This is a genomic window from Streptomyces triculaminicus, assembly GCF_017349075.1.
GTDB lineage: Bacteria > Actinomycetota > Actinomycetes > Streptomycetales > Streptomycetaceae > Streptomyces > Streptomyces triculaminicus.
On the sequence record NZ_JAFMOF010000003.1, the window covers coordinates 477,002 to 495,963 of the forward strand.

20 protein-coding genes are annotated in these 18,962 nt (G+C 72.0%); 7 read left to right on the forward strand and 13 right to left on the reverse strand.

Translation table 11 applies throughout. The features are described 5' to 3' along the window. Positions 1–71 precede the first annotated feature (71 nt). Positions 72–353 (forward strand): hypothetical protein, encoded by a 282-nt coding sequence (locus J1792_RS20810; protein ID WP_086568158.1) that lies wholly within the window; start codon positions 72–74, stop codon positions 351–353. Here J1792_RS20810 and J1792_RS20815 read toward each other — a convergent pair. After that, entirely contained in the window at positions 338–985 is a 648-nt protein-coding gene (locus J1792_RS20815) for a helix-turn-helix domain-containing protein (protein WP_179198830.1), read from the reverse strand. The genes J1792_RS20810 and J1792_RS20815 overlap by 16 nt on opposite strands. A gap of 190 nt (positions 986–1,175) precedes the next feature. Here J1792_RS20815 and J1792_RS20820 point away from each other — a divergent pair, with 190 nt between their 5' ends. Then, entirely contained in the window at positions 1,176–1,400 is a 225-nt protein-coding gene (locus tag J1792_RS20820; protein WP_143587608.1) for a hypothetical protein, read from the forward strand. Between the two features lie 146 nt (positions 1,401–1,546). Then, complete coding sequence (locus J1792_RS20825) at positions 1,547–2,056, forward strand: hypothetical protein (RefSeq protein WP_086568161.1); 510 nt, start codon at positions 1,547–1,549, stop codon at positions 2,054–2,056. An 81-nt stretch (positions 2,057–2,137) separates the two neighbouring features. Here J1792_RS20825 and J1792_RS20830 read toward each other — a convergent pair whose 3' ends face one another. From J1792_RS20830 to J1792_RS20845, 4 genes are all read right to left on the reverse strand, one after another. Then, on the reverse strand, positions 2,138–3,010 hold the full coding sequence (locus tag J1792_RS20830; protein ID WP_207247972.1) for a carbohydrate ABC transporter permease: 873 nt from the start codon (positions 3,008–3,010) through the stop codon (positions 2,138–2,140). Next, the gene (locus J1792_RS20835; RefSeq protein WP_207247973.1) at positions 3,007–4,371 is read right to left on the reverse strand and encodes an extracellular solute-binding protein; all 1,365 of its coding nucleotides are present in this window, start codon (positions 4,369–4,371) and stop codon (positions 3,007–3,009) included. The genes J1792_RS20830 and J1792_RS20835 overlap by 4 nt, the downstream gene beginning before the upstream one ends. A gap of 75 nt (positions 4,372–4,446) precedes the next feature. Continuing rightward, on the reverse strand, positions 4,447–5,163 hold the full coding sequence (locus J1792_RS20840) for a response regulator (protein ID WP_086568165.1): 717 nt from the start codon (positions 5,161–5,163) through the stop codon (positions 4,447–4,449). Further along, positions 5,160–6,791 (reverse strand): sensor histidine kinase, encoded by a 1,632-nt coding sequence (locus J1792_RS20845; RefSeq protein ID WP_207247974.1) that lies wholly within the window; start codon positions 6,789–6,791, stop codon positions 5,160–5,162. The genes J1792_RS20840 and J1792_RS20845 overlap by 4 nt, the downstream gene beginning before the upstream one ends. 124 nt (positions 6,792–6,915) lie before the next feature. Here J1792_RS20845 and J1792_RS20850 point away from each other — a divergent pair, with 124 nt between their 5' ends. After that, positions 6,916–8,283, forward strand: coding sequence for a cation:dicarboxylate symporter family transporter (locus J1792_RS20850; protein ID WP_372446142.1), 1,368 nt, complete (start codon positions 6,916–6,918; stop codon positions 8,281–8,283). 4 nt (positions 8,284–8,287) lie between these two features. Here J1792_RS20850 and J1792_RS20855 read toward each other — a convergent pair whose 3' ends face one another. The 4 genes from J1792_RS20855 to J1792_RS20865 all read right to left on the reverse strand — a co-directional run bounded on the left by J1792_RS20855 (position 8,288) and on the right by J1792_RS20865 (position 10,449). Further along, complete coding sequence (locus tag J1792_RS20855) at positions 8,288–9,016, reverse strand: DUF899 domain-containing protein (protein ID WP_207247975.1); 729 nt, start codon at positions 9,014–9,016, stop codon at positions 8,288–8,290. Positions 9,017–9,202: 186 nt separating this feature from the next. Beyond that, positions 9,203–9,655, reverse strand: a complete 453-nt coding sequence (locus tag J1792_RS20860; RefSeq protein ID WP_207247976.1) for an NUDIX hydrolase — start codon at positions 9,653–9,655, stop codon at positions 9,203–9,205. 234 nt (positions 9,656–9,889) lie between these two features. Then, the gene (locus J1792_RS35850) at positions 9,890–10,135 is read right to left on the reverse strand and encodes a DUF6255 family natural product biosynthesis protein (RefSeq protein ID WP_372446143.1); all 246 of its coding nucleotides are present in this window, start codon (positions 10,133–10,135) and stop codon (positions 9,890–9,892) included. After that, the gene (locus J1792_RS20865; RefSeq protein ID WP_086568173.1) at positions 10,132–10,449 is read right to left on the reverse strand and encodes a hypothetical protein; all 318 of its coding nucleotides are present in this window, start codon (positions 10,447–10,449) and stop codon (positions 10,132–10,134) included. The genes J1792_RS35850 and J1792_RS20865 overlap by 4 nt, the downstream gene beginning before the upstream one ends. A 149-nt stretch (positions 10,450–10,598) precedes the next feature. On the opposite strand from J1792_RS20865, the gene J1792_RS20870 reads away from it, so the two are divergent. Beyond that, on the forward strand, positions 10,599–11,450 hold the full coding sequence (locus tag J1792_RS20870) for a helix-turn-helix domain-containing protein (protein WP_207248161.1): 852 nt from the start codon (positions 10,599–10,601) through the stop codon (positions 11,448–11,450). Between the two features lie 9 nt (positions 11,451–11,459). Next, a complete protein-coding gene (locus J1792_RS20875; protein WP_207247977.1) occupies positions 11,460–11,696 on the forward strand; it encodes a DUF397 domain-containing protein in 237 nt (78 codons plus the stop codon). 12 nt (positions 11,697–11,708) lie between these two features. On the opposite strand, the gene J1792_RS20880 is transcribed toward J1792_RS20875, so the two are convergent. After that, the gene (locus J1792_RS20880) at positions 11,709–12,212 is read right to left on the reverse strand and encodes a hypothetical protein (RefSeq protein WP_143587609.1); all 504 of its coding nucleotides are present in this window, start codon (positions 12,210–12,212) and stop codon (positions 11,709–11,711) included. Positions 12,213–12,378: 166 nt separating this feature from the next. Beyond that, a complete protein-coding gene (locus J1792_RS20885) occupies positions 12,379–13,839 on the reverse strand; it encodes an MFS transporter (protein ID WP_086568181.1) in 1,461 nt (486 codons plus the stop codon). Between J1792_RS20885 and J1792_RS20890 the strand changes: the two genes are divergently transcribed. Then, positions 13,733–14,698, forward strand: a complete 966-nt coding sequence (locus tag J1792_RS20890) for a DUF5937 family protein (RefSeq protein WP_179198832.1) — start codon at positions 13,733–13,735, stop codon at positions 14,696–14,698. The two genes, J1792_RS20885 and J1792_RS20890, sit on opposite strands and share 107 nt — an antisense overlap. A 55-nt stretch (positions 14,699–14,753) precedes the next feature. On the opposite strand, the gene glgB is transcribed toward J1792_RS20890, so the two are convergent. Both glgB and J1792_RS20900 read right to left on the reverse strand, forming a co-directional pair. After that, complete coding sequence (gene glgB / locus J1792_RS20895; protein WP_372446144.1) at positions 14,754–17,096, reverse strand: 1,4-alpha-glucan branching enzyme; 2,343 nt, start codon at positions 17,094–17,096, stop codon at positions 14,754–14,756. Between the two features lie 44 nt (positions 17,097–17,140). Beyond that, the gene (locus tag J1792_RS20900; RefSeq protein WP_207247978.1) at positions 17,141–18,634 is read right to left on the reverse strand and encodes a maltokinase N-terminal cap-like domain-containing protein; all 1,494 of its coding nucleotides are present in this window, start codon (positions 18,632–18,634) and stop codon (positions 17,141–17,143) included. Between the last annotated feature and the right edge of the window lie 328 nt (positions 18,635–18,962).

An 18,962-nucleotide genomic window follows, 5' to 3' on the forward strand; every position in this document is an offset into this window, starting at 1 on the left:
ACTCCTGCCCGAACCGGGCCCGACCGTAGCGTTGAACGCGCAAGCAACCTCAGGTGCGGAGGGAGCGACAGATGGCAGTGATGGTGCACAGCCGTGGCGCGGGGTGGAACCCGGAGCTCTACCAGGCGACGATCGACAAGGCGATTCCGGACAGGACGAACCCGCCGGCCGGGCTGCTGGCCCATGTCGCCACGCCGGCGGGCGAGGGCGAGTGGCAGGTGGTCGACGTCTGGGAGTCGGAGGAGGCGTTCCGCGCCTTCCTGGAGAAGATCGTCATTCCGGCGGCGATGGAGCTGGGAGCGCCGCCGTTCGACTCGACGGTGTTCGAGGTCTACAACTACCTGATTCCGTAGGTCACCGCCTGGAGGTCCCGCCAGCGCTCCCGCCACTCCTGCTCGTTGCCGTCGAGGGCCCAGACGATGCAGCGCACGACGGCCCAGGTGGGGATGCGCCGGCCGCGGAACACGTCGCCCAGCGACGAGTGGCTGACCGTGGTGGGCAGCGCGTCGTTGCCGCGGATCCGGTCCGCGATCTGCCGCAACGACGGGTTGCCCGCCTCTATCCGTAGCCGCCGCAGGTCGGCGGCGAAGCCGGCGGCGCCTCGCGAGGGTCCGATGCCGGACTGCTGCGGCAGCGGCGCTCGTTCCACCACCGGCGCGCTCGGGAGCGGCTCGCGGGGAGCGGGTACGACCGGGCGCCGGTGGCGGTTCGCCTCCAGCTCCGCCTCCGTCGCCGTGCGCTTCATCAGCCACTCCACCGGATCCCCGCCCCAGGCCGTGACCAGGGCGCCCAGGACCGGGCGCGTCGGTACGCGCCGGCCGCGCAGGGCCGCGTAGAGGGTGGAGCGGGGTATGTGCGCCCGCGCGGCGATCTGATCGACCGTCGGGGCGTCGAAGCCGGCGGCGTCGCGCAGGGCGCGGAGTTCGAGGGCGAACCGGGCCAAGGGTCCGTCGGCCGAATCCAGGTGCGTGAGCCGTCTGGGCATGTCGTCCCCCATTGTCGCCGATTGGGCGCGTATTGTAGTCGTATTGTCTCGTTCGATTGAACAGGGGCAGACGGTCAATACATGCTGGTGGCGCGGAAGTTGACAAGCCGCCAGTGTCCCCGGCCTCGCGAGCACAAGAGGACACAGGCGGCCCAGCCAGCCGATGTCATCGGCGGGAAGGACGGACCGGATGGGTCAGTCGCTCTCTTATCGTCCCCTACGGCCCCCGTGGAAGCGCAAGCCGTTCCCGGATATCGCCGTCGTGGTGGTGGTCGTCATCGTCGTGCTGGGCGCGGGTCTCGCGCTGCCCGGTGACCGGGTCGCCGCCTTTACGGGGCTCTTCGGCGCCGTCGCCAACCTGGTGGTGCTGACGCGTCACGGGAAGGGCGGGGCGGGCGTCCGCTCCCATTCCTGACGCCGGTCGAGAAGGGGCGGAACCTGAGGTTCCGTCCCTTCTCCCGCCCTGCCCAACCGTTATGTTCCGAGGCTTGTCTTTACTTTTTCTTTGCTGTTGACTCGAGCGGCTGTACCCACCCCCCAATGCTCGAAGGAACCTTTTTCGTGAAGCGCACCGCCCGTGTCACCCGCTCCCTTTCCGCCCTCGCCGTGGCCGGCCTGGCGCTGACCGCCGTGACCGGCTGCAGCACCGAGGACGTCAGGAAGGCGGCCGGGAAGGAGGAGGGCACCGAGGGCAGGAAGTCGGTCGAGGAGAAGGCCTCCGACGCCAAGAAGAAGGTCGAGGACAAGGCCGTGGACACGGTCGACAAGGCCGTGGGCGGGAGCTTCGAGGTCACCTACGAGGTCACCGGCTCCGTCGACTCGGTCGACTTCAACGAGGGCAAGGGCTCGGCGGCCAAGCCGGACTTCACCACCGAGGAGAAGCCGAAGACGCCGTGGAAGAAGACGGTCACCCTCAAGGGCATCGAGTCCCCGACCGTGAGCGCGATGGTCACCGAGGGCGAGGGCGGCTGCAAGATCACGTACAAGGGCAAGGTCCTGGACGAGAAGACCGCCAAGGCCTCGGACACGGGCCTGGCGCTGTGCAACGCCGTCTCGCCGCTCGGCCAGTAGTCCCCGCTCGGCCGGCAGTCCCGCTCGGCCGGCAGTCCCCGCTGGGTCAGCAGTCCCCGGTCGCCGCGGGAGGGGGCCCGTTCACACCTCCTCTCGCAGCAACCGCACGTACACCGCTGAGAACAGCCCTCCCACCAGCAACAGCAGCAGCGCCACCGCCGTGCCGTAGCCGATCAGGGACTTCAGGAACGCCTGGTCGTACATGAACACCGGCAGCGTCTGGCTGCGGTTGCCCGGCCCGCCCCGCGTCATCGCCCAGATGAGGCCGAAGACCGACAGTGTCTGCAGGGTGTTGAGCATCAGGTTCGTGCCGATCGAGCGGCGGATCATCGGCAGGGTGATGTGCCAGAAGCGGCGCACGCCGCTCGCCCCGTCGACCTCCGCCGCCTCCGTCACGTCCCGGGGGATCTCCGCGAGCGCGGCCGAGTAGACCAGCATCGAGAAGGCCGTGCCCCGCCAGACGTTGGCGAACGAGACGGCCAGGATCGGCAGGGTGAACAGCCAGTTCTGGCCGGGCAGGCCCAGCCCCTCCAGGACGGCGTTCAGCGTGCCCTCCCGGGTGAAGAACGTGTAGAGCAGGAAACCGGCGACGATCTCCGGGAGCACCCACGCGGCGATCACCACCGTGCCCGTCAGCGTCCGCACCGCCTTCGAGGCGCGTCGCATCAGGGCGGCGAGGGCGAAGCCCAGGGTGTTCTGGCCGACGATCGACGACAGGACCGTGAAGACCAGGGTCAGCAGCACCGCGTGGGCGAAGTCGTCGTCGGCGAAGGCGCGCCGGAAGTTGGCGAGGCCGACGAACGAGGCCGAGGCCTGGCCCGAGAGCTGGGTGTCGGTGAAGGCCAGGACGACGCAGTAGCCGATCGGCCCGGCGAGGAAGAGCAGCAACAGCAGGGTGGCCGGGGCGAGAGGGAGCCAGCGCGGCAGACCGCCCGCGGCGTGGCGCGCGCTCACCGGGCCGTCACGCCCGCCGGGCCCGCGATCGAGCGCAGCCGCTCGTCGTAGCGCCGGGCGGCCTGCGCCGCGTCGGCGTCGCCGGTCGTGACGGACTCCATGGCCTCCTGGATGGCGTTGGAGACCTGCGGGTAGACCGGCAGCGCCGGGCGGTGGTGGGTGACCTGGACGAGGTCGGTGAAGAAGGAGATGCCCGGCATCGACGTGCGGTAGGCGGAAGCCGCGGCCACGTCGTCGCGCACGGCGATCTGCGCGTCCCGCACGGTCCAGTCGGTGGCGTTGGCGGGGCTCTGCAGGGTTTCGACGAGCTGCCAGGCGAGGTCGGCCCGGGGTGACTTGGCGCTCACCGACCAGGCCCAGCCGCCGGAGAGGCTGACGCGCCCGGGTGCCGTGCCGTCCCGCGTGGGGAAGGCCGTCCGCCCCATCACCTTCGACCACTGGGGCCAGGGCCGGGCCCCGGAGGGGAGCCAGAACTTGCCGAGCCAGGAGCCGTCCAGGGCGATGGCGAGCTTGCCGCCCGGCAGCCAGTCGGTGGTCACCCGGGTGCCGATGGTGGGGGAGAGGGCGTCCGACGGCTCGGGGCCCAGTTTCTCGGCGTAGACGGTCCGCACGAACTCCAGCGCGTCGCGGAAGCCCGCCCCGCCCGTCACCCACTTCTTCGACGACGGCTCGTAGAGCGGGTCGGCCCCGGTGCCGTACGCCAGCATCTCGAAGCCCTGCATCGAGGCGGCCTCGCCGGCGCCCTTGCCGGTGTAGACGTTGAGGGGGATCACCCCGGGCAGCTTGCGCTTGAGCGTACGGGCGGCGTCCAGGACGTCGTTCCAGGTCTTCGGGTGCCAGTCGGCCGGCAGACCGGCGCGGGCGAAGAGCTCCTTGTTGAACCACAGGGCGCGGGTGTCGGTGCCGTCCGGCACCCCGTACGTCTTCCCGTCCTCCGCCCGCACCGACGCCTTCGCGGCCGGCGCGAAGCGGCCCCACTGCTTCCAGCCGGCCAACCTGTCGTCCAGGGCTCTCAAGTAGCCGCTCTTGACGTCGGAGTTGAGGACGAAGGTGTCCTCGTGCACGACGTCCGGTGCGGTCTTGGGCGACCGCATCATCTGCTGGACCTTGGCGTAGTAGTCGTCCTGGGTGGCCTGGACGGGGATGAGCCGGAGCTTCTTGCCTTCGTGCTCCCGCTCGAACTGCTTCTTGATCACGGCCAGATAGTCGTCCATGAGCCGGACCTTGTTGTCCGTGCTGCGCGGATAGACGACCTTCACGGTATCCGGGTCACCACCGGAGTCGCCGCAGGCGGTGAGCGTCGCGAGGGCGGCGAGGGCGGTGAGGGCTGCGACGAGGGGTACGGGGCTGGTGGGGCGCACGGCACGACCTCCTGCACCTTGGGATGTCGAGTCGTACGTACCCCGGCGGCCCCGCCGCACGCGCCCGGGCTGCCCTCAGCGCCTGCCGGCCCAGCGGTAGAGCAACTCGGGCCGGCCTATCTGCCCGTACTGCGGGGCCCGTCCGGCCCGTCCGGTGTCCACGAGGTACTCCAGGTAGCGCCGCGCTGTGATCCGCGAGACGCCCACGGAGGTCGCGGCCGCCCCCGACGAGAGGCCGCCGTCGCCGGCCGACCGCAGGGTCTCGGTGACGGCCTGCAGGGTGTCCACGGCCAGCCCCTTGGGCAGCGCCACCGGCTGCGGCGCACGCAGCGCGCCGAGCGCCCGGTCCACCTCCTCCTGCCCGCTCGCCTCCCCGGCGGCGGCCCGGAACTCCGCGTACCGCACGAGGCGGTCGCGGAGGGTGGAGAACGTGAACGGCTTGAGCACGTACTGGACGACGCCCAGCGACACCCCCTCGCGCACCACGGCCAGGTCGCGGGCGGAGGTGACGGCGATGACGTCCGCGGCGTGCCCGGCCGCGCGCAGCGAGCGCACCAGCTGCAGGCCGTGGCCGTCGGGCAGGTAGAGGTCCAGCAGGAGCAGGTCGATGGCCGTGCGCTTGAGGAACTGCGAGGCGTCGCACCGCGAGTGCGCCACGCCCGCGACCGTGAACCCGGGCACCCGGCCCACGTACAGCGCGTGGGCGTCGGCGGCCACGGGATCGTCCTCGACGACGAGCACCCGGATCGGGGGCGCGGCCGCTCCCGGCAGCGGTCTCGGGCTCGTGCTCATGCGGGGACTCCTTCGGACGTACGGACACTCAGGGGCAGCCGGACCGTGAACTCGGCCCCGCCGCAGGGGGAGACGCCGAGGGCGACCGTGCCGCCGTTGCGGCGGACGGCCTGCTTCACGAGCGCCAGCCCGAGCCCGCGGCCGTGCGGCGCGGGCCCCGGCGACTTGGTGGACCAGCCGCGCCGGAACACCTCGTCCACGGCGTCGGCCGCGACGCCGGGGCCGCTGTCGCCGACCCTCAGCAGCAGTTCGCCGCCCTCGGCGCACACGGTGACGACGACCCGGCCGGGGCGGTGGGCGTCGCGGGCCGCCTCGACGGCGTTGTCGACGAGGTTGCCGAGGACGGTGACCAGGTCGCGGGCGGGCAGGCCGGGCGGCAGGAGCCCGTCGTCGACGCGGGTGTCGTCGGCCAGGACGAGCTCCACGCCCTGCTCGTTGGCCTGGGCGGCCTTGCCCAGCAGCAGCGCGGCCAGGACCGGTTCGGCGACGGCGGCGACGACCCGGTCGGTCAGGGCCTGGGCCAGCTCGAGCTCGGCGGTGGCGAAGTCCACGGCCTCGTCGGCGCGGCCGAGCTCGATGAGGGAGACCACCGCGTGCAGCCGGTTGGCGGCCTCGTGCGCCTGCGAGCGCAGCGCCTCGGCGAAGCCGCGGACGGAGTCCAGCTCGCCGGACAGCGCCTGCAGTTCGGTGTGGTCGCGCAGGGTCACCACCGTGCCGTGCCGCTCCCCGCCGGAGACGGGCGAGGTGTTGACCACCACGATCCGCTCGGCGGTCAGGTGCACCTCGTCGACGCGCGGCCCGGGGGCCAGCAGGGCCTCGGTGACGGACGGCGTGAGCCCGAGGGCGTCCACGCGGCGGCCGACGACGTCGCCGTGCAGGCCCAGCAGCTCCCGCCCGGCGTCGTTGATCAGCGCGATGCGCCGGCTCCCGTCCAGCATCAGCAGCCCCTCGCGCACCGCGTGCAGCGCGGCCTCGTGGTAGTCGCGCATGCGGCCGAGCTCGGCGGCGTTCATGCCGTGGGTCTGGCGGCGCAGCCGGGAGTTGAGGAGGTACGTCCCGGCCCCGCCGAGGGCGAGCACGGACAGCGCCACCACGAACAGCACGGTCAGCTGGCGGCGCACCTCTGCGCTGATCGCGTCCACGGTGATGCCGGCGCTGACCAGCGCGGTGACGCCGGCGGAACCGCCCCGCACGGGCACGACGGCCCGCACGGACGGGCCCAGCGTGCCGGTGTACGTCTCCGAGAACGCCTGCCCGCGCAGGGCGGGGCCCGTGTGGCCGAGGAAGCGCTCGCCGATCCGGAGCGGGTCGGGGTGGGTCCAGCGGACCCCGCCCGGGCTCATGATCGTCACGAAGTCGACGCCGGTGTCGTGGCGCACCCGCTCGGCGTACGGCTGCAGCGCCGCGCTGGGATCGGGCGTACGCACCGCCGCGCGCACGGCGGGGGACGCGGCGACGGCGGCCGCGGCGGCCGTGACCTGCCGGCGGGCAGCCTCCTGGGCCTGACCGCGTCCGGAGACGTAGGCGAAGACCGCGCAGGCGGCCACCACGGCGGTGACCAGCACGATCTGCATCGCGAAGAGCCGGCCGGCCAGGCTGCGGGGGCGGCGTATGCGAGGTTTGCGCATGGCGGACAGTGTGCCTGCCCTTGCGTTCGTGAACGTAATGCACGCAAGGGTGACCGCCGTCACATCCGCGTGCATAGTCTCCGCGACGACGTACGGACGCGTCCAGGCACACGAGGAGACAACCGTGGCAGTGCAGTCCCCATCGGCCGGCCGCAGGCCCGACCGGACCCATTACCTCTATCTCGCCGTGATCGGCGCGGTGCTCGCGGGCATCGTGGTCGGCTTCGCGGCACCCGGCGTCGCGGTCGACCTCAAGCCGCTGGGCACCGGCTTCGTCAACCTGATCAAGATGATGATCTCGCCCGTCATCTTCTGCACGATCGTGCTCGGCATCGGATCGGTGCGCAAGGCCGCGAAGGTCGGCGCGGTGGGCGGGCTCGCGCTCGGCTACTTCCTGCTGATGTCCACCGTCGCCCTCGCCATCGGTCTGGTCGTCGGCAACCTCCTGGAGCCCGGCAGCGGCCTCCACCTGACGGACTCCCTCCGGCACGCGGGCGAGGCCCAGGCCAAGGGCGCCGCCCACGAGTCGACCTCCGCCTTCCTGCTCGGCATCATCCCGACCACCATGGTCTCCGCCTTCACCGGCGGCCAGGTGCTGCAGACCCTGCTCGTCGCGCTGCTCTGCGGCTTCGCCCTGCAGGCCATGGGCCCGGCCGGCGAACCGGTGCTGCGCGGCATCGGCCACATCCAGAAGCTGGTCTTCCGCGTCCTCGGCATGATCATGTGGGCGGCGCCGGTGGGCGCGTTCGGCGCGATCGCGGCGGTGGTCGGGGCGACGGGCGTCGACGCCCTGAAGTCCCTGGCCGTCATCATGATCGGCTTCTACACCACCTGTCTGATCTTCGTGATCGTGGTGCTGGGCACGCTGCTGCGCCTGGTGGCGGGGGTCAACATCTTCACCCTGCTCAAGTACCTGGGGCGCGAGTTCCTGCTGATCCTGTCGACGTCGTCGTCCGAGTCGGCGCTGCCGCGACTGATCGCGAAGATGGAGCACCTGGGCGTCAGCCGCCCGGTCGTCGGCATCACCGTCCCCACGGGGTACTCCTTCAACCTCGACGGCACGGCCATCTACCTGACGATGTCGTCGCTGTTCGTCGCCGAGGCCATGGGGCAGCCGCTCTCGGTGAGCCAGCAGATCTCCCTGCTGCTGTTCATGATCGTTGCGTCGAAGGGCGCGGCCGGAGTGACGGGAGCCGGGCTCGCCACCCTCGCGGGCGGCCTGCAGTCGCACCGCCCCGAGCTGGTCGACGGCGTCGGTCTGATCGTCGGCATCGACCGCTTCATGAGCGAGGCCCGCGCCATGACCAACTTCGCGGGCAACGCGGTGGCCACCGTCCTGATCGGCACCTGGACCAAGGAGATCGACAAGGAGCGGATGGCCGAGGTCCTCGCCGGCCGGGCCCCCTTCGACGAGGCGACCCTGCTCGACGACGCCCACGGCCACGGCGAGGCCCCGGACCCCTCGGGAGAAAGGGAGCCGGTACCGGCGTAAGGGCTCAGTCGCGCCGGCCCCGGGGGCCCTGGCGGGTCCTGGCCAGCCACTCCGGCGCCGGCTCGGCGGCGTCGCCGTATGCGTCGTGCCAGTTCCACCATTCGTACGGCGGGGTCCGGGGATAGTCCTCGGGGGAGTCCTCCCATGTCTCCTGCCGCCCGAGCGCCGTCATGTCGAGGTAGCTCCAGGTGCTCCCCAGTGCCTCGTCGCCGCGGGCGTTGATGAAATAGGTGCGATAGACCCTGTCGCCGTCGCGGATGAACGCGTTCGTGCCGTGCCACTCGTTCACACCGAAGTCGGCGTCGAAGGTGTCGGTGATCGTGTACCAGGGCATCGTCCAGCCCATCCGCCCCTTAACCCGCTCGATGTCCGGCTGCGGCGCGCGCGAGGCGAAGACGAGCGTGGTGTCGCGGGCGTTCAGATGGGCGAGGTGGCCGACGTGGTCGGCGACCATCGAGCACCCGCGACAGGCGTGCTCGGGCCAGCCGAACACCCCGGGCTCGTGGAAGGCGCGGTAGACGATCAGCTGACGACGCCCCGCGAACAGGTCGAGCAGACCCACCCTGCCCTCGGGGCCGTCGAACGCGTACTCCTTCTCCACCGCCGTCCACGGCATCCGCCGCCGCTTGGCGGCCAGCGCGTCACGCGCACGGGTCAGCCGCTTCTCCTCCACCAGCAGCTCCTGGCGCGCGGCCTCCCACTCCTGCGGCGGAACGATCGGGGGAGTCTTCATGATGGCGTTCACCCTCCGGTTGGAGCCGGCCCCCTGCGTCCAGGGTCGGCCGCCATCGCCCCGGGCGCACACCGAGCGCATGGCTTCGGCGTACGCCCTGGGCGCGGCGCCGACCCCATACAGCGGCGGGCCCCGGCAGTCCTCCGGGAGAGGGCGGCCGGGGCCCGGCTGAGGCTCGGGAGCCGGTCAGACTGCCTGGTCGCGCCAGATGTCGAGAACGGCCTGGACGGCGTTGGAGACCTGGTTCTGCTGGGTGCGGTCGGCCCAAAGGTGCTCGTCGTGCTCGGTGAGCGCGACCGTCTCCCTCGCGACGGTGGCGGTGAAGTTGAACTGGCGGGTGGCGCGGCCACTGCCGGAGCGGTAGTCGAAGTGGCCGAGGTAGCCGCCGATGGCCGTGACCGTCAGCCCCGTCTCCTCCGCGACCTCGCGCCGCAGTGCCTCGATGAGGGACTCGCCAGTGTCGACGCCGCCGGAGGGCAGCTCCCACAGCCCGCCGAGGTAGTCGTCGGCCGGCCGGTGCAGCAGCAGGACCTTGCCTTCGGCGTCGGCGATGACGGCACCCACGACGGTCTTGGCGATGCCGTCGCGTTCGGCGGTGCGGGCGAGGTCTTCGAGCAGAGCGGTGTCGAGGGAACTCACAGCAGGTCCTTGGCGTGGGAGGCGACTTTGGCGACGGCCGCGGTGTCGGCATCGGCGAGGCGGGCGTCCTCCTCACGGTGCCAGACCGGCACGTGCGGCATGTGGATGCCCGGCACGCGCCGTCCAGAGCGGCGCACAGGCGGGCCGCGATCTGCTGGCGCCCGGCCAGATGACCGTCCAGGCGGGTGAGCTGGGTTCGGACCAGCACGATTATTCGCGTTGCGGCCTGTTGGTTCACCCCGCCAGGAGAAGGCTGCGGGAGCGGTTGAGGCCCCAGTGGCTGAGGTGGTAGGCCGTGCGGGAGATCAGCGTGGCCGCCGTCCGGTCGGCCTTGGCGCGCCTACGGGCCGGTGGGCGCACCGCTTGCGGTAGGCCGGGGGGTCGTAGGGCGCCGTAGTCCGTGAAGCGGCGGGTTCCGCACTGCTTGCAGCGGGTCTCACCGGATCCAGCGGATTCCCATTCGGGGTGGTGGCACGTCACCGGCTCGCCTCCGAGCTGGAGTGCGCCGTGATCCAGTGGCGGTGCGCGTCGGCCGCCGCCTTGCCGCGCTGCTCGGGCGGCACGGTGCGGCGGCGCGCCGCCAGCGTTACGCAGTCGGGGCACGTACCGAGGTAGGGCCGCAGCCCCGCCGCCTCGCGCTCCTCGCCGGTCGCCAACCGCAGGGCCGCGAAGGGTACCTCCCATTGCAGTGAGCCGTCGGGGCTCTGCAGCTGTACGCGGCTGCTCGAGCCGCCGATCACTTGGGCGATCCTGTCTTCCCGTACGTCCACCACGTAGGCGCCTTTGCGGTACATGGGTCCTCCGAACTCCGGTCGCGCTCCTGCATGTTGGTAGAACCATAGGGCAGGCGCTAAAAGCGTTTAGCGGTTCCGTGAAACTCATCGGAGTGAACCGTTGAACGGTTGACCGCATGGCAGCATGGACCTGCAAGGGGAGGAGCGAAGTGCCATTGAGAACAGCACCAACCGCCCGGCAGCGGCGGCTTGGCGTCGAGCTGCGCAGGATGCGCGAGCAGGCGGGGATGACCGCTCCGCAGGTGGCGGAGCAACTGGGCGGTAACCGGACCGGCATCACCAATATGGAAGCGGGTCGCTTCGGTGTCAGTGTGGAGCGCATCAGGGCGCTCGCTCGGATCTATGCGTGCGGCGACCAGCCGTACATCGATGCCCTGGCGAGTTTGGCCGAGGAGCGGGGCAGGGGCTGGTGGGACGACTATCGCGACATCGTCATCAAGGCCGCCGTCGACGTGGCCGAGATGGAGCACCATGCCCTGGGCCTACGCTCAATGACGATCATGCATATGCCTGGGCTTCTGCAGACGGAGGACTACGCCAAAGCGGTCTTCGCCGCGGGCATTCCGAAGTCGACTCCCACGGAACTACGCCGCAATGTCTCCTTCCGTATGCGGCGCCGGGCGGTTCTGGACAGGGATAATCCGCCTACTTGCACGTTCCTGGTACATGAGGCTGCCCTGCGGATGCAGTTCGGCGGGCCGGAGGTGGCAGCCAGGCAGCTACGGCACGTGCTCGAGGAATCGGAGCGTGAGAACATCACCGTGCGTGCAATTCCGTTTGCGGCCGGTGGATTCTCCATGGCTGGCCTGTCCGTCCTCTACGCTACGGGCCCTGTGCCCCAACTGGACACAGTTCAACTCGATGTAGCGCACGGTGGTGCGCTGCTGGATGCGCAGGCTCACCTGGCCAACTATCGGGCTAGATTGGACTATGCGGAAGAGATTTCTCTGGGCCCCGACGATACCCGCAAACTTATGCGTGATATCGCTCAACAGTGGTGAAGGTGTGGCATGTCGGAGATTCGCTGGCAAAAATCGTCATTTTCCACGGACACAGCGGCATGTGTAGAACTTGCCCTGTGGCAAGAATCGACTTTCTCATCTGACATGCAGGGTGACTGCTTAGAACTCGCCGAACCGCCCGGCCGAATGCTCCTCCGCGAGAGCGACGCCCCCCACACCGTGATCGCCACCTCCCCGGCCGCCCTGCGAGCCCTGCTCGCAACGGCGACCGGGCGGTGGCGCTAGGCGCTGTCCGGGTCAGCCGCAGCGGGACCAGGCTCCCCATTGGCCGTTGCCCGGGTCGACGCTGCACCAGTAGCCGCTGCCGTACACCTCCACGGAAACGGCACGTCGGGCACCCTGCGCCGCGGCCGCCCCCGTGTCGTCGGCCCGACCGTTGTGCGGCATTTCCTGCCAGCGGCCCGAGCCGGGCCACGCGTGCCAGATCGTGCGGTCCGGAGCGATCCCGAAGCTTTCGAGACGTGACGAGGTCCAGGCGACGTCCAGGATGCTCGAGCCGTCGCGGAAGGTGCCGGTGTAGCCGTACCGGCTTGCGTTCCAGTTGGCTGCGCCGGTCCCGCCCGGCGTCACGGTGAAGTCGGCGTCCGGGGACGAGCCGGCTGCCACGAGGGCGCGCTTTACGGCGAGTTCGCCCGGGTCGGAGGTGGTGGCCGGAGTGGCCTGGGCCGCGGTGCCTGCGGAGAGCGCCGCTGTCAAGGCTGCCGCTGTCAGTGCCGTCATCGCTCGTGCGCGGTTGAGCATGGTGGTGCCCCCTGTTCGCGGTCGTACGGACGGTGATCCAGTGGCCAACGCCGCTTGTCTACCAGCGGCCTGCCACCACGACCAGAGGGGCGGCACCGGGTTGGCCCCGTTCAGGACATGCCGGACGCCCGCGCCCCGGCCGCCCTGCGAGCCCTGCTCGCGACGGCTACGGGGCGGTCCTGAGGGCGGTCATTCGCCGAAGCGGCGAACGCGCGATCGGGATCCACACACAGGCCAGGCACGCGGCCGAGGCCGCCAGGGCCCACCGGATGCCAACGGCCGTAGCCAGAGCGCCGGCTGTCGCGGCGCCGAGCGCGACCGCTCCGGTGAAGAGCACGCGCATGGTGCCGTTGACCCGGGCCATGAGGCCGGTGGGGGTGACCTGCTGCCGGAAGGTCGTCATCAGGACGGAGTCGAAGCCGACTTTGAGCATGACCAGCGCCCACCCGGTGGCCGCGAGGGGGCCGGGTACGGGCCGGCCGAGCAGGGGAATGGCGATGGCCAGGGGTGCGACCGCGATCCCGACGAGCAGGACGGCTCGACCCGCACCGAGCTTGTCGGCCAGCCTGACGGCTGTCACGGCGCCGATCAGGCCACCGAGCCCGCCGGTGCCGAGGAACATCCCGAGCGTTCCCTCGCTCCACCCGAGCTCGGTCAGTGCGAGCACGGGGAGCAGGGTCATCACGCCGGCGATGCCGATGTTGACCATGGAACCGGCGATCACCACGGTGCGTAGGACCGGCTGGCGGGCGACGAACGCGACACCTTCACCGATCTCGTGCAGGAGGCGCCGTCGGGGGGCGTCACCGGTCGGATGCTCGTGCGTGGTGAGCGTGGACAGCCACCCCGCGGACCACAGGTATCCCGCGGCCATGACGAGCAGAACCGTGGGGGCGCTCAGCAGTCCGGCCGCCCACCCGGCCAAGGGCGGACCCGCGATGACCGCTGCCTGGGTGATCGTGGCCAGGCGCGCGTTGGTGCGTGCGAGCAGGGCACCGGGGGCCAGGTCCTTGACGAGGCTCTGGGTGGCCAGGTCGAAGAACACCGTCGCCACCCCCTGAACCACCACGACTGCCATGAGGTGGGTCATCGTCAGACACCCGAACCACGCGGCAACGGGGACGGAGGTCAGTGCGGCCGCCCGCACCAGGTCCGCGCCGATCATGACCGGGCGGCGCCGCACCCGGTCCAGCCACGCGCCGACCGGCAGGCCGAGGATCACGAAGGGCAGTGTGAGCGCGGTCTTCAACAGCGATGTTCCTCCCGCCCCCGCGTGCAGAACGGTGACGGCTGTCAACGGAACGGCCACCTGACCGATCTGGGAACCCCACAACGCGACCCCGGACGCCGTGAGATACCGGGTGCGGTCCTGTGGAACGGCCGCCCGGGCCGCCGCCGGTCCCGTCGCGGTTGCTGCCTCAGCTGTCTCTGTCATGGCAGGCAGCCTCCGGGAACTCATCACAGCCCTCAACGGATTCACGTTAGAGTGAATCCTCGTGATGCCCACGCTCACTCTGTCCTTGAGTACGGCCGATCTGAGCCGGCTGCGCTGGGCCGTCTCGCCGGCCTGGGAGCTGCTGGCGTCCATCAGGACCCTGGCCCGGCCGGCACGCCACGCGATCCACATGCCGTGGCTGTCCGACCACCGCGACGACCCGCTCCTCACCGGACCCGGGACGTCCGCGGCGCGCGACCTGACCGCCGGCCCTCCGAGCCACCTTCCCGGGTTTCTCGCGCCCACCCCGCTGTCACCCCTGACCGCGCTGGACGACGAACTCGACGAGGTGTGCCGCACCCCTGCCGACGTCGTCCGCCGCGACCTGGCCGCAGCGTTCGGCGACGATCTGCCGGCCGGCTTGGCGCCGATGCTCCGCGCCCCCCGACGCGCATTGGAAGCGATCGTCACCGACCTGCGTCAGTACTGGCAGCGCACCCTGGCCCCGAACTGGCCGAGGATCCGAGCCCTGCTCGAGTCCGACATCCACTACCGGGCGCGCTCGCTGACCGAGCGCGGACCCGCGGCGATGTTCGCCGACATCCACCCCGACCTGACCTTCGACCAGGTCACCGGAACCCTGCGGATCGCCGGCCGGAAGGCAGGAATTCCCGATCCGCATCGCTCGCTCGAGGGGCGCGGCCTGGTCCTGGTGCCATCGGCGTTCGCGTGGCCGAAGCTCTACTTCAAGACAGCAGAGCCTTGGGTCCCCGTGATCCGCTATCCCGTCCGTGGCGTCGGAACCCTCTGGGAATCACCCGCGGGCAACGCCGACCTGGCCCCGGCGCTCGGCGCCACCCGCGCCATGCTCCTCGACGTCCTCGAAACCCCTGCCGGCACCCTGGAGCTCGCCAACCGAACCGGACTGGCCCCGGGCGGCGTATCCGCACACCTGCACAAGCTCACCCGAGCCGGCCTCATCGCACCCCACCGGACGGGACGAATCGTGCTCTACGCCAGAACCGCCAGAGGCGAAGCCCTGTACCACTGAGACCGGCCTCCGCCCCGGGACCCCACCCCACGGGGTCCGGGGCACGGCCCCCCCGTCACACCGGCCGCAGCCACACCGTGGCCAGCGGCGGCAACGTCAGGGTGACGCTCGCCGGGCGGCCGTGGCTGCGGACGGCCTCGCCCTTGACCGGGTCCGTGTTGGTGACGCCGCTGCCGCCGTAGCGCGCGGCGTCCGTGTTGAGGACTTCCTCCCACACCGTGTCCTGGGCCGGCACGCCCAGCCGGTAGGCGCCGCGGACGACCGGGGAGAAGTTGCTGACGCACAGCAGCGGCGAGCCGTCGGCGGCGTAACGCAGGAAGGCGAAGACGTTGTCCTCGGCGGCGTTGCCGTCGACCCAGGAGAAGCCCTCGGGGACGGTGTCCCGCTCCCACAGCGCCGGCGTCGCGCGGTAGCGCGCGTTGAGGTCGCGCACCAGGTCGCGTACGCCGCGGTGGTCGGCCTCGGCGGCGTACGAGGGGTCCAGCAGCCACCAGTCGGGGCCATGGCTCTCCGACCACTCCGCGCCCTGCGCGAACTCCTGCCCCATGAACAGCAGCTGCTTTCCGGGGTGGGCCCACATGAAGCCCAGGAACGCCCGGTGGTCGGCCCGCTGCCGCCACCAGTCGCCCGGCATCTTCGACACCAGCGAGCGCTTGCCGTGCACGACCTCGTCGTGCGAGATCGGCAGCACGTAGTTCTCGCTGTACGCGTAGACCATGGCGAAGGTCATGTCGCCGTGGTGGTACTTGCGGTGGACCGGCTCCTTGGAGACGTACTCCAGCGAGTCGTGCATCCAGCCCATGTTCCACTTCAGGCCGAACCCCAGCCCCCCGAAGCCCCCGGCGCCCAGCAGGTGGGTGGCGCGGGTGACCCCGTCCCAGGCGGTGGACTCCTCGGCGACGGTCACGACGCCGGGGCAGCGGCGGTAGACGGTGGCGTTCATCTCCTGCAGGAAGGCCACCGCGTCGAGGTTCTCCCGGCCCCCGTGCTCGTTCGGCGACCACTGGCCCGGGCCCCGGGAGTAGTCGAGGTAGAGCATCGAGGCGACGGCGTCCACGCGCAGGCCGTCGATGTGGAACTCCTCGCACCAGTAGACCGCGTTGGCCACCAGGAAGTTGCGGACCTCCCGGCGCCCGTAGTCGAACTCCAGCGTGCCCCAGTCGGGATGCGCCGCCCGCACCGGGTCCTGCGGCTCGTACAGCGGCCGGCCGTCGAACTCGGCCAGCGCCCAGTCGTCGCGCGGGAAGTGCGCCGGCACCCAGTCCATCAGCACCCCGATCCCGGCCCGGTGCAGGGCGTCGACGAGGTACTTGAAGTCGTCGGGCGTGCCCAGTCGCGCGGTCGGGGCGTAGAAGCCGGTGACCTGGTACCCCCACGAGCCGCCGAAGGGGTGCTCGGCCACCGGCATCAGCTCGACATGGGTGAAGCCGAGGTCCTTCACATACGCGGGGAGCTGGTCGGCGAGCTGCCGGTAGGTGAGCCCGGGGCGCCAGGAGGCCAGGTGCACCTCGTAGACGGAGAAGGGCGCCTGGTGCACGGGCCGCGCGCCCCGCCGGTCCATCCACGCGCCGTCCCGCCACAGGTGGTGCGAGGCGTGCACGATCGAGGCGTTGGCCGGCGGCGCCTCGGTGCGCCGGGCCATCGGGTCGGCCCGCATGCTGTGCGAGCCGTCGGGCCGGGTGATCTGGAACTTGTACAGTGCCCCCTCGCCGACGCCCGGCAGGAACAGCTCCCACACCCCGGTGCCGCCCAGCGAGCGCATCGGATGGGCGGTGCCGTCCCAGTAGTTGAAGTCGCCGGCCACGCGCACCCCCCGCGCGTTCGGCGCCCACACCGTGAACCGGGTGCCGACCACGCCCTCGTGCGTCATCGGCCGGGCGCCCAGCGCGTGCCACAGCTGCTCGTGCCGGCCCTCGCCGATCAGGTGCAGGTCCAGCTCGCCCAGGGCGGGCAGGAAGCGGTACGGGTCGTCGAGCTCGGGCTCGGCGTCCTCGTAGGCGACGCGCAGCCGGTAGCCGGGCGGGATCTCGCTCAGCGGCAGCACCGCCGCGAACAGGCCGTCGCCCTCGTCGAACAGCGGGACGCACAGCCCCTCGGCGACCACCGAGACCGAGCGGGCGAAGGGGCGCAGGGTCCGGAACTCCACACCGCCCGGTACGTGGTGCGCCCCCAGCACGCCGTGCGGGTCGTGATGCGCGCCGGCCAGCAGACGGCCGCGCGCGTCGTCGTCGAGGGGCACCGCCGGCCGTACGCCCCCGGGCTCGCCCGCCGGCCCGGCGGGCGGCGCTCCGGAGGGCCGGCGGGGCGGCACCCGGCCGGGCCGCGCGGGCAGGAACGTGGCCGGCACGGCCCCCCGCTCGGGGGGCGTCGGCGTGCCGGACGGCGGTCGTGCAGTCACTGGAGGTCCTCCGGGGTCTGGATTCCGGGCGGCGGCATCGGGGATCACACGGGCGTTCCGCCCGCGGCACGGCTGCCCTCCGCGAGCCGGCGGATCGCGGACATCGGGACGGGGAGCCAGTCGGGCCGGTGACGGGCTTCGTAGAGGACCTCGTAGACGGCCTTGTCCGTCTCGTGGGCGCGCAGCAGCCGGGGGTCCTCGCGCGGGTCGTCGGGGTGGGCGGCGGCGTAGCCCTCGCAGAAGGCGGCGCGCGCGGCGTCGGCCCAGCCGGTGCCCGGCGCGCGGCCCACCGCCGCCGCGTAGTCGAAGGAGCGCAGCATCCCCGCGATGTCCCGGACCACCGGCTGCGGGCGGCGGCGCTCGGCCAGCGGGACCGCGGGCTCGCCCTCGAAGTCGATCAGGGACCAGCGGCCGTCGGCGGGGGTGCGCAGCGCCTGGCCCAGGTGCAGGTCGCCGTGGATGCGCTGGGCGCGCCAGGTGCGCCCCGCCCCGCCGGGGGCGGCGATGTCGTCGAACGCGGCGCACAGGGCGGCCCGGTAGGGGCGCAGCGCGGGGACGGCCTCGGCGGCGGCGTCCAGGCGGTGGGTCATGGCGGCGGCGAGGGCCTCGAGCCGGTGCCGGTCCAGGGCGGTGGTGGGCAGGGCCTCGGCGAGCGCCAGGTGCACCTCGGCGGTGGCCTGGCCCAGCGCGCGGGCGGGGGCGGTGAAGTCGGCCCCGACGGCCAGCGCGCCCAGCGCCAGCTGCCAGCCGTCGGCGGACCCGGGGAGATAGGGCTGGAGCACCCCGAGCGTCATGGGCTCCGACCCGGCGCGCGGCGGCTCGGCCTCGAACCAGGCGGCGGGGGCGGGCACACGCGCGCAGCCGGCGTTCGCGAGTGCGCGGGGCAGTTCGAGATCGGGATTGACGCCGGGGCCGACCCGGCGGAAGAGCTTGAGGATATACGTTTCGCCGTAGACGGCCGAGGAGTTGGACTGCTCGGCGTCCAGCAGCCGGGGGGCCAGGTCCGGCGAAATGACCACCTCCGGTTCGCGGGTGAAACGCAACGGGCCGAGCCGGCCGGGCATCCTCAGCCGCTCCAGCAGCAGGGCGGCCAGCCGGGGGTCGGTGAGCCCCTCGTACACCGCGCGGCCGCGCAGCGGCCCGTCGGCGGGACGGCCGACGAGCGCGGGCGCCAGATGCGGCGGCAGCACGTCCCTGACGCCCAGCAGCAGTTGGTAGCAGTCCTCGCCCGCCCCGTCCTGGCGGGCGCGCACGAGCAGGTGGAGCAGGCCGGGGCCGGCGCCGGAGGGGGGCAGCAGCTCGGTGGCCGAGACGAGGGCGAAGCCGCTGATGGGGCGGCCCTTGCCGGCGAACCAGCGCTGCCGCGGCAGCCACTCCAGCAGCAGCGGCCCCAGCGAGTCGAGCAGTCCCCGCACCTCCTGCGGCCCGCCCCCGTCGCCGGGGGCCCGCGCCCCCTCGGCGGAGGGCGTCGAGGGGCCCGGGTGCGGCCCCGTACGGGTGGTGGTGGCCTCCCGGTGCGGCGGTGCAGCGTCCGACATGGCGTCGCGTCCTTTCCCCGGGGCACACGACGGATGGGGCAAAGTGTCCCGGATTGCGGCTTTGGCCGGTGCATGGTGCGGGACGTGTCGGGCGAGGAATCGTCCGTACGGTCAGCGCCTGCGCCCGGTATGCGGTTCGTGCGACACCCGTGGCCCAGGGCCACGGACCGTGCGGTACGTGCGATACGTGCGGAAGGTGCGGTCCGTGCGAGCGGTACGACCGGTGCGCGAGGTGCGGGCGAGAATCGCCCCCGGCCCGAGCGCAGTAGTACGAGTGCCCAGGCCCCGGCGGGGAAAACCGCCGGAGCCTCCGTGCGCGGCCGCCCGG

Bases quoted from the DNA above. Each gene is read 5' to 3' on its own strand.
- J1792_RS20880 (WP_143587609.1), bottom strand. From the start codon at position 12,212: ATGCTCAACCGCGCACGAGCGATGACGGCACTGACAGCGGCAGCCTTG.
- J1792_RS20845 (WP_207247974.1), bottom strand. From the start codon at position 6,791: ATGCGCAAACCTCGCATACGCCGCCCCCGCAGCCTGGCCGGCCGGCTC.
- J1792_RS20820 (WP_143587608.1), top strand. From the start codon at position 1,176: ATGGGTCAGTCGCTCTCTTATCGTCCCCTACGGCCCCCGTGGAAGCGC.
- J1792_RS20875 (WP_207247977.1), top strand. From the start codon at position 11,460: ATGTCGGAGATTCGCTGGCAAAAATCGTCATTTTCCACGGACACAGCG.
- J1792_RS20810 (WP_086568158.1), top strand. From the start codon at position 72: ATGGCAGTGATGGTGCACAGCCGTGGCGCGGGGTGGAACCCGGAGCTC.
- J1792_RS20815 (WP_179198830.1), bottom strand. From the start codon at position 985: ATGCCCAGACGGCTCACGCACCTGGATTCGGCCGACGGACCCTTGGCC.
- J1792_RS20900 (WP_207247978.1), bottom strand. From the start codon at position 18,634: ATGTCGGACGCTGCACCGCCGCACCGGGAGGCCACCACCACCCGTACG.
- J1792_RS20865 (WP_086568173.1), bottom strand. From the start codon at position 10,449: ATGTACCGCAAAGGCGCCTACGTGGTGGACGTACGGGAAGACAGGATC.
- J1792_RS20885 (WP_086568181.1), bottom strand. From the start codon at position 13,839: ATGTGGATCGCGTGGCGTGCCGGCCGGGCCAGGGTCCTGATGGACGCC.
- J1792_RS20840 (WP_086568165.1), bottom strand. From the start codon at position 5,163: ATGAGCACGAGCCCGAGACCGCTGCCGGGAGCGGCCGCGCCCCCGATC.
- J1792_RS20855 (WP_207247975.1), bottom strand. From the start codon at position 9,016: ATGAAGACTCCCCCGATCGTTCCGCCGCAGGAGTGGGAGGCCGCGCGC.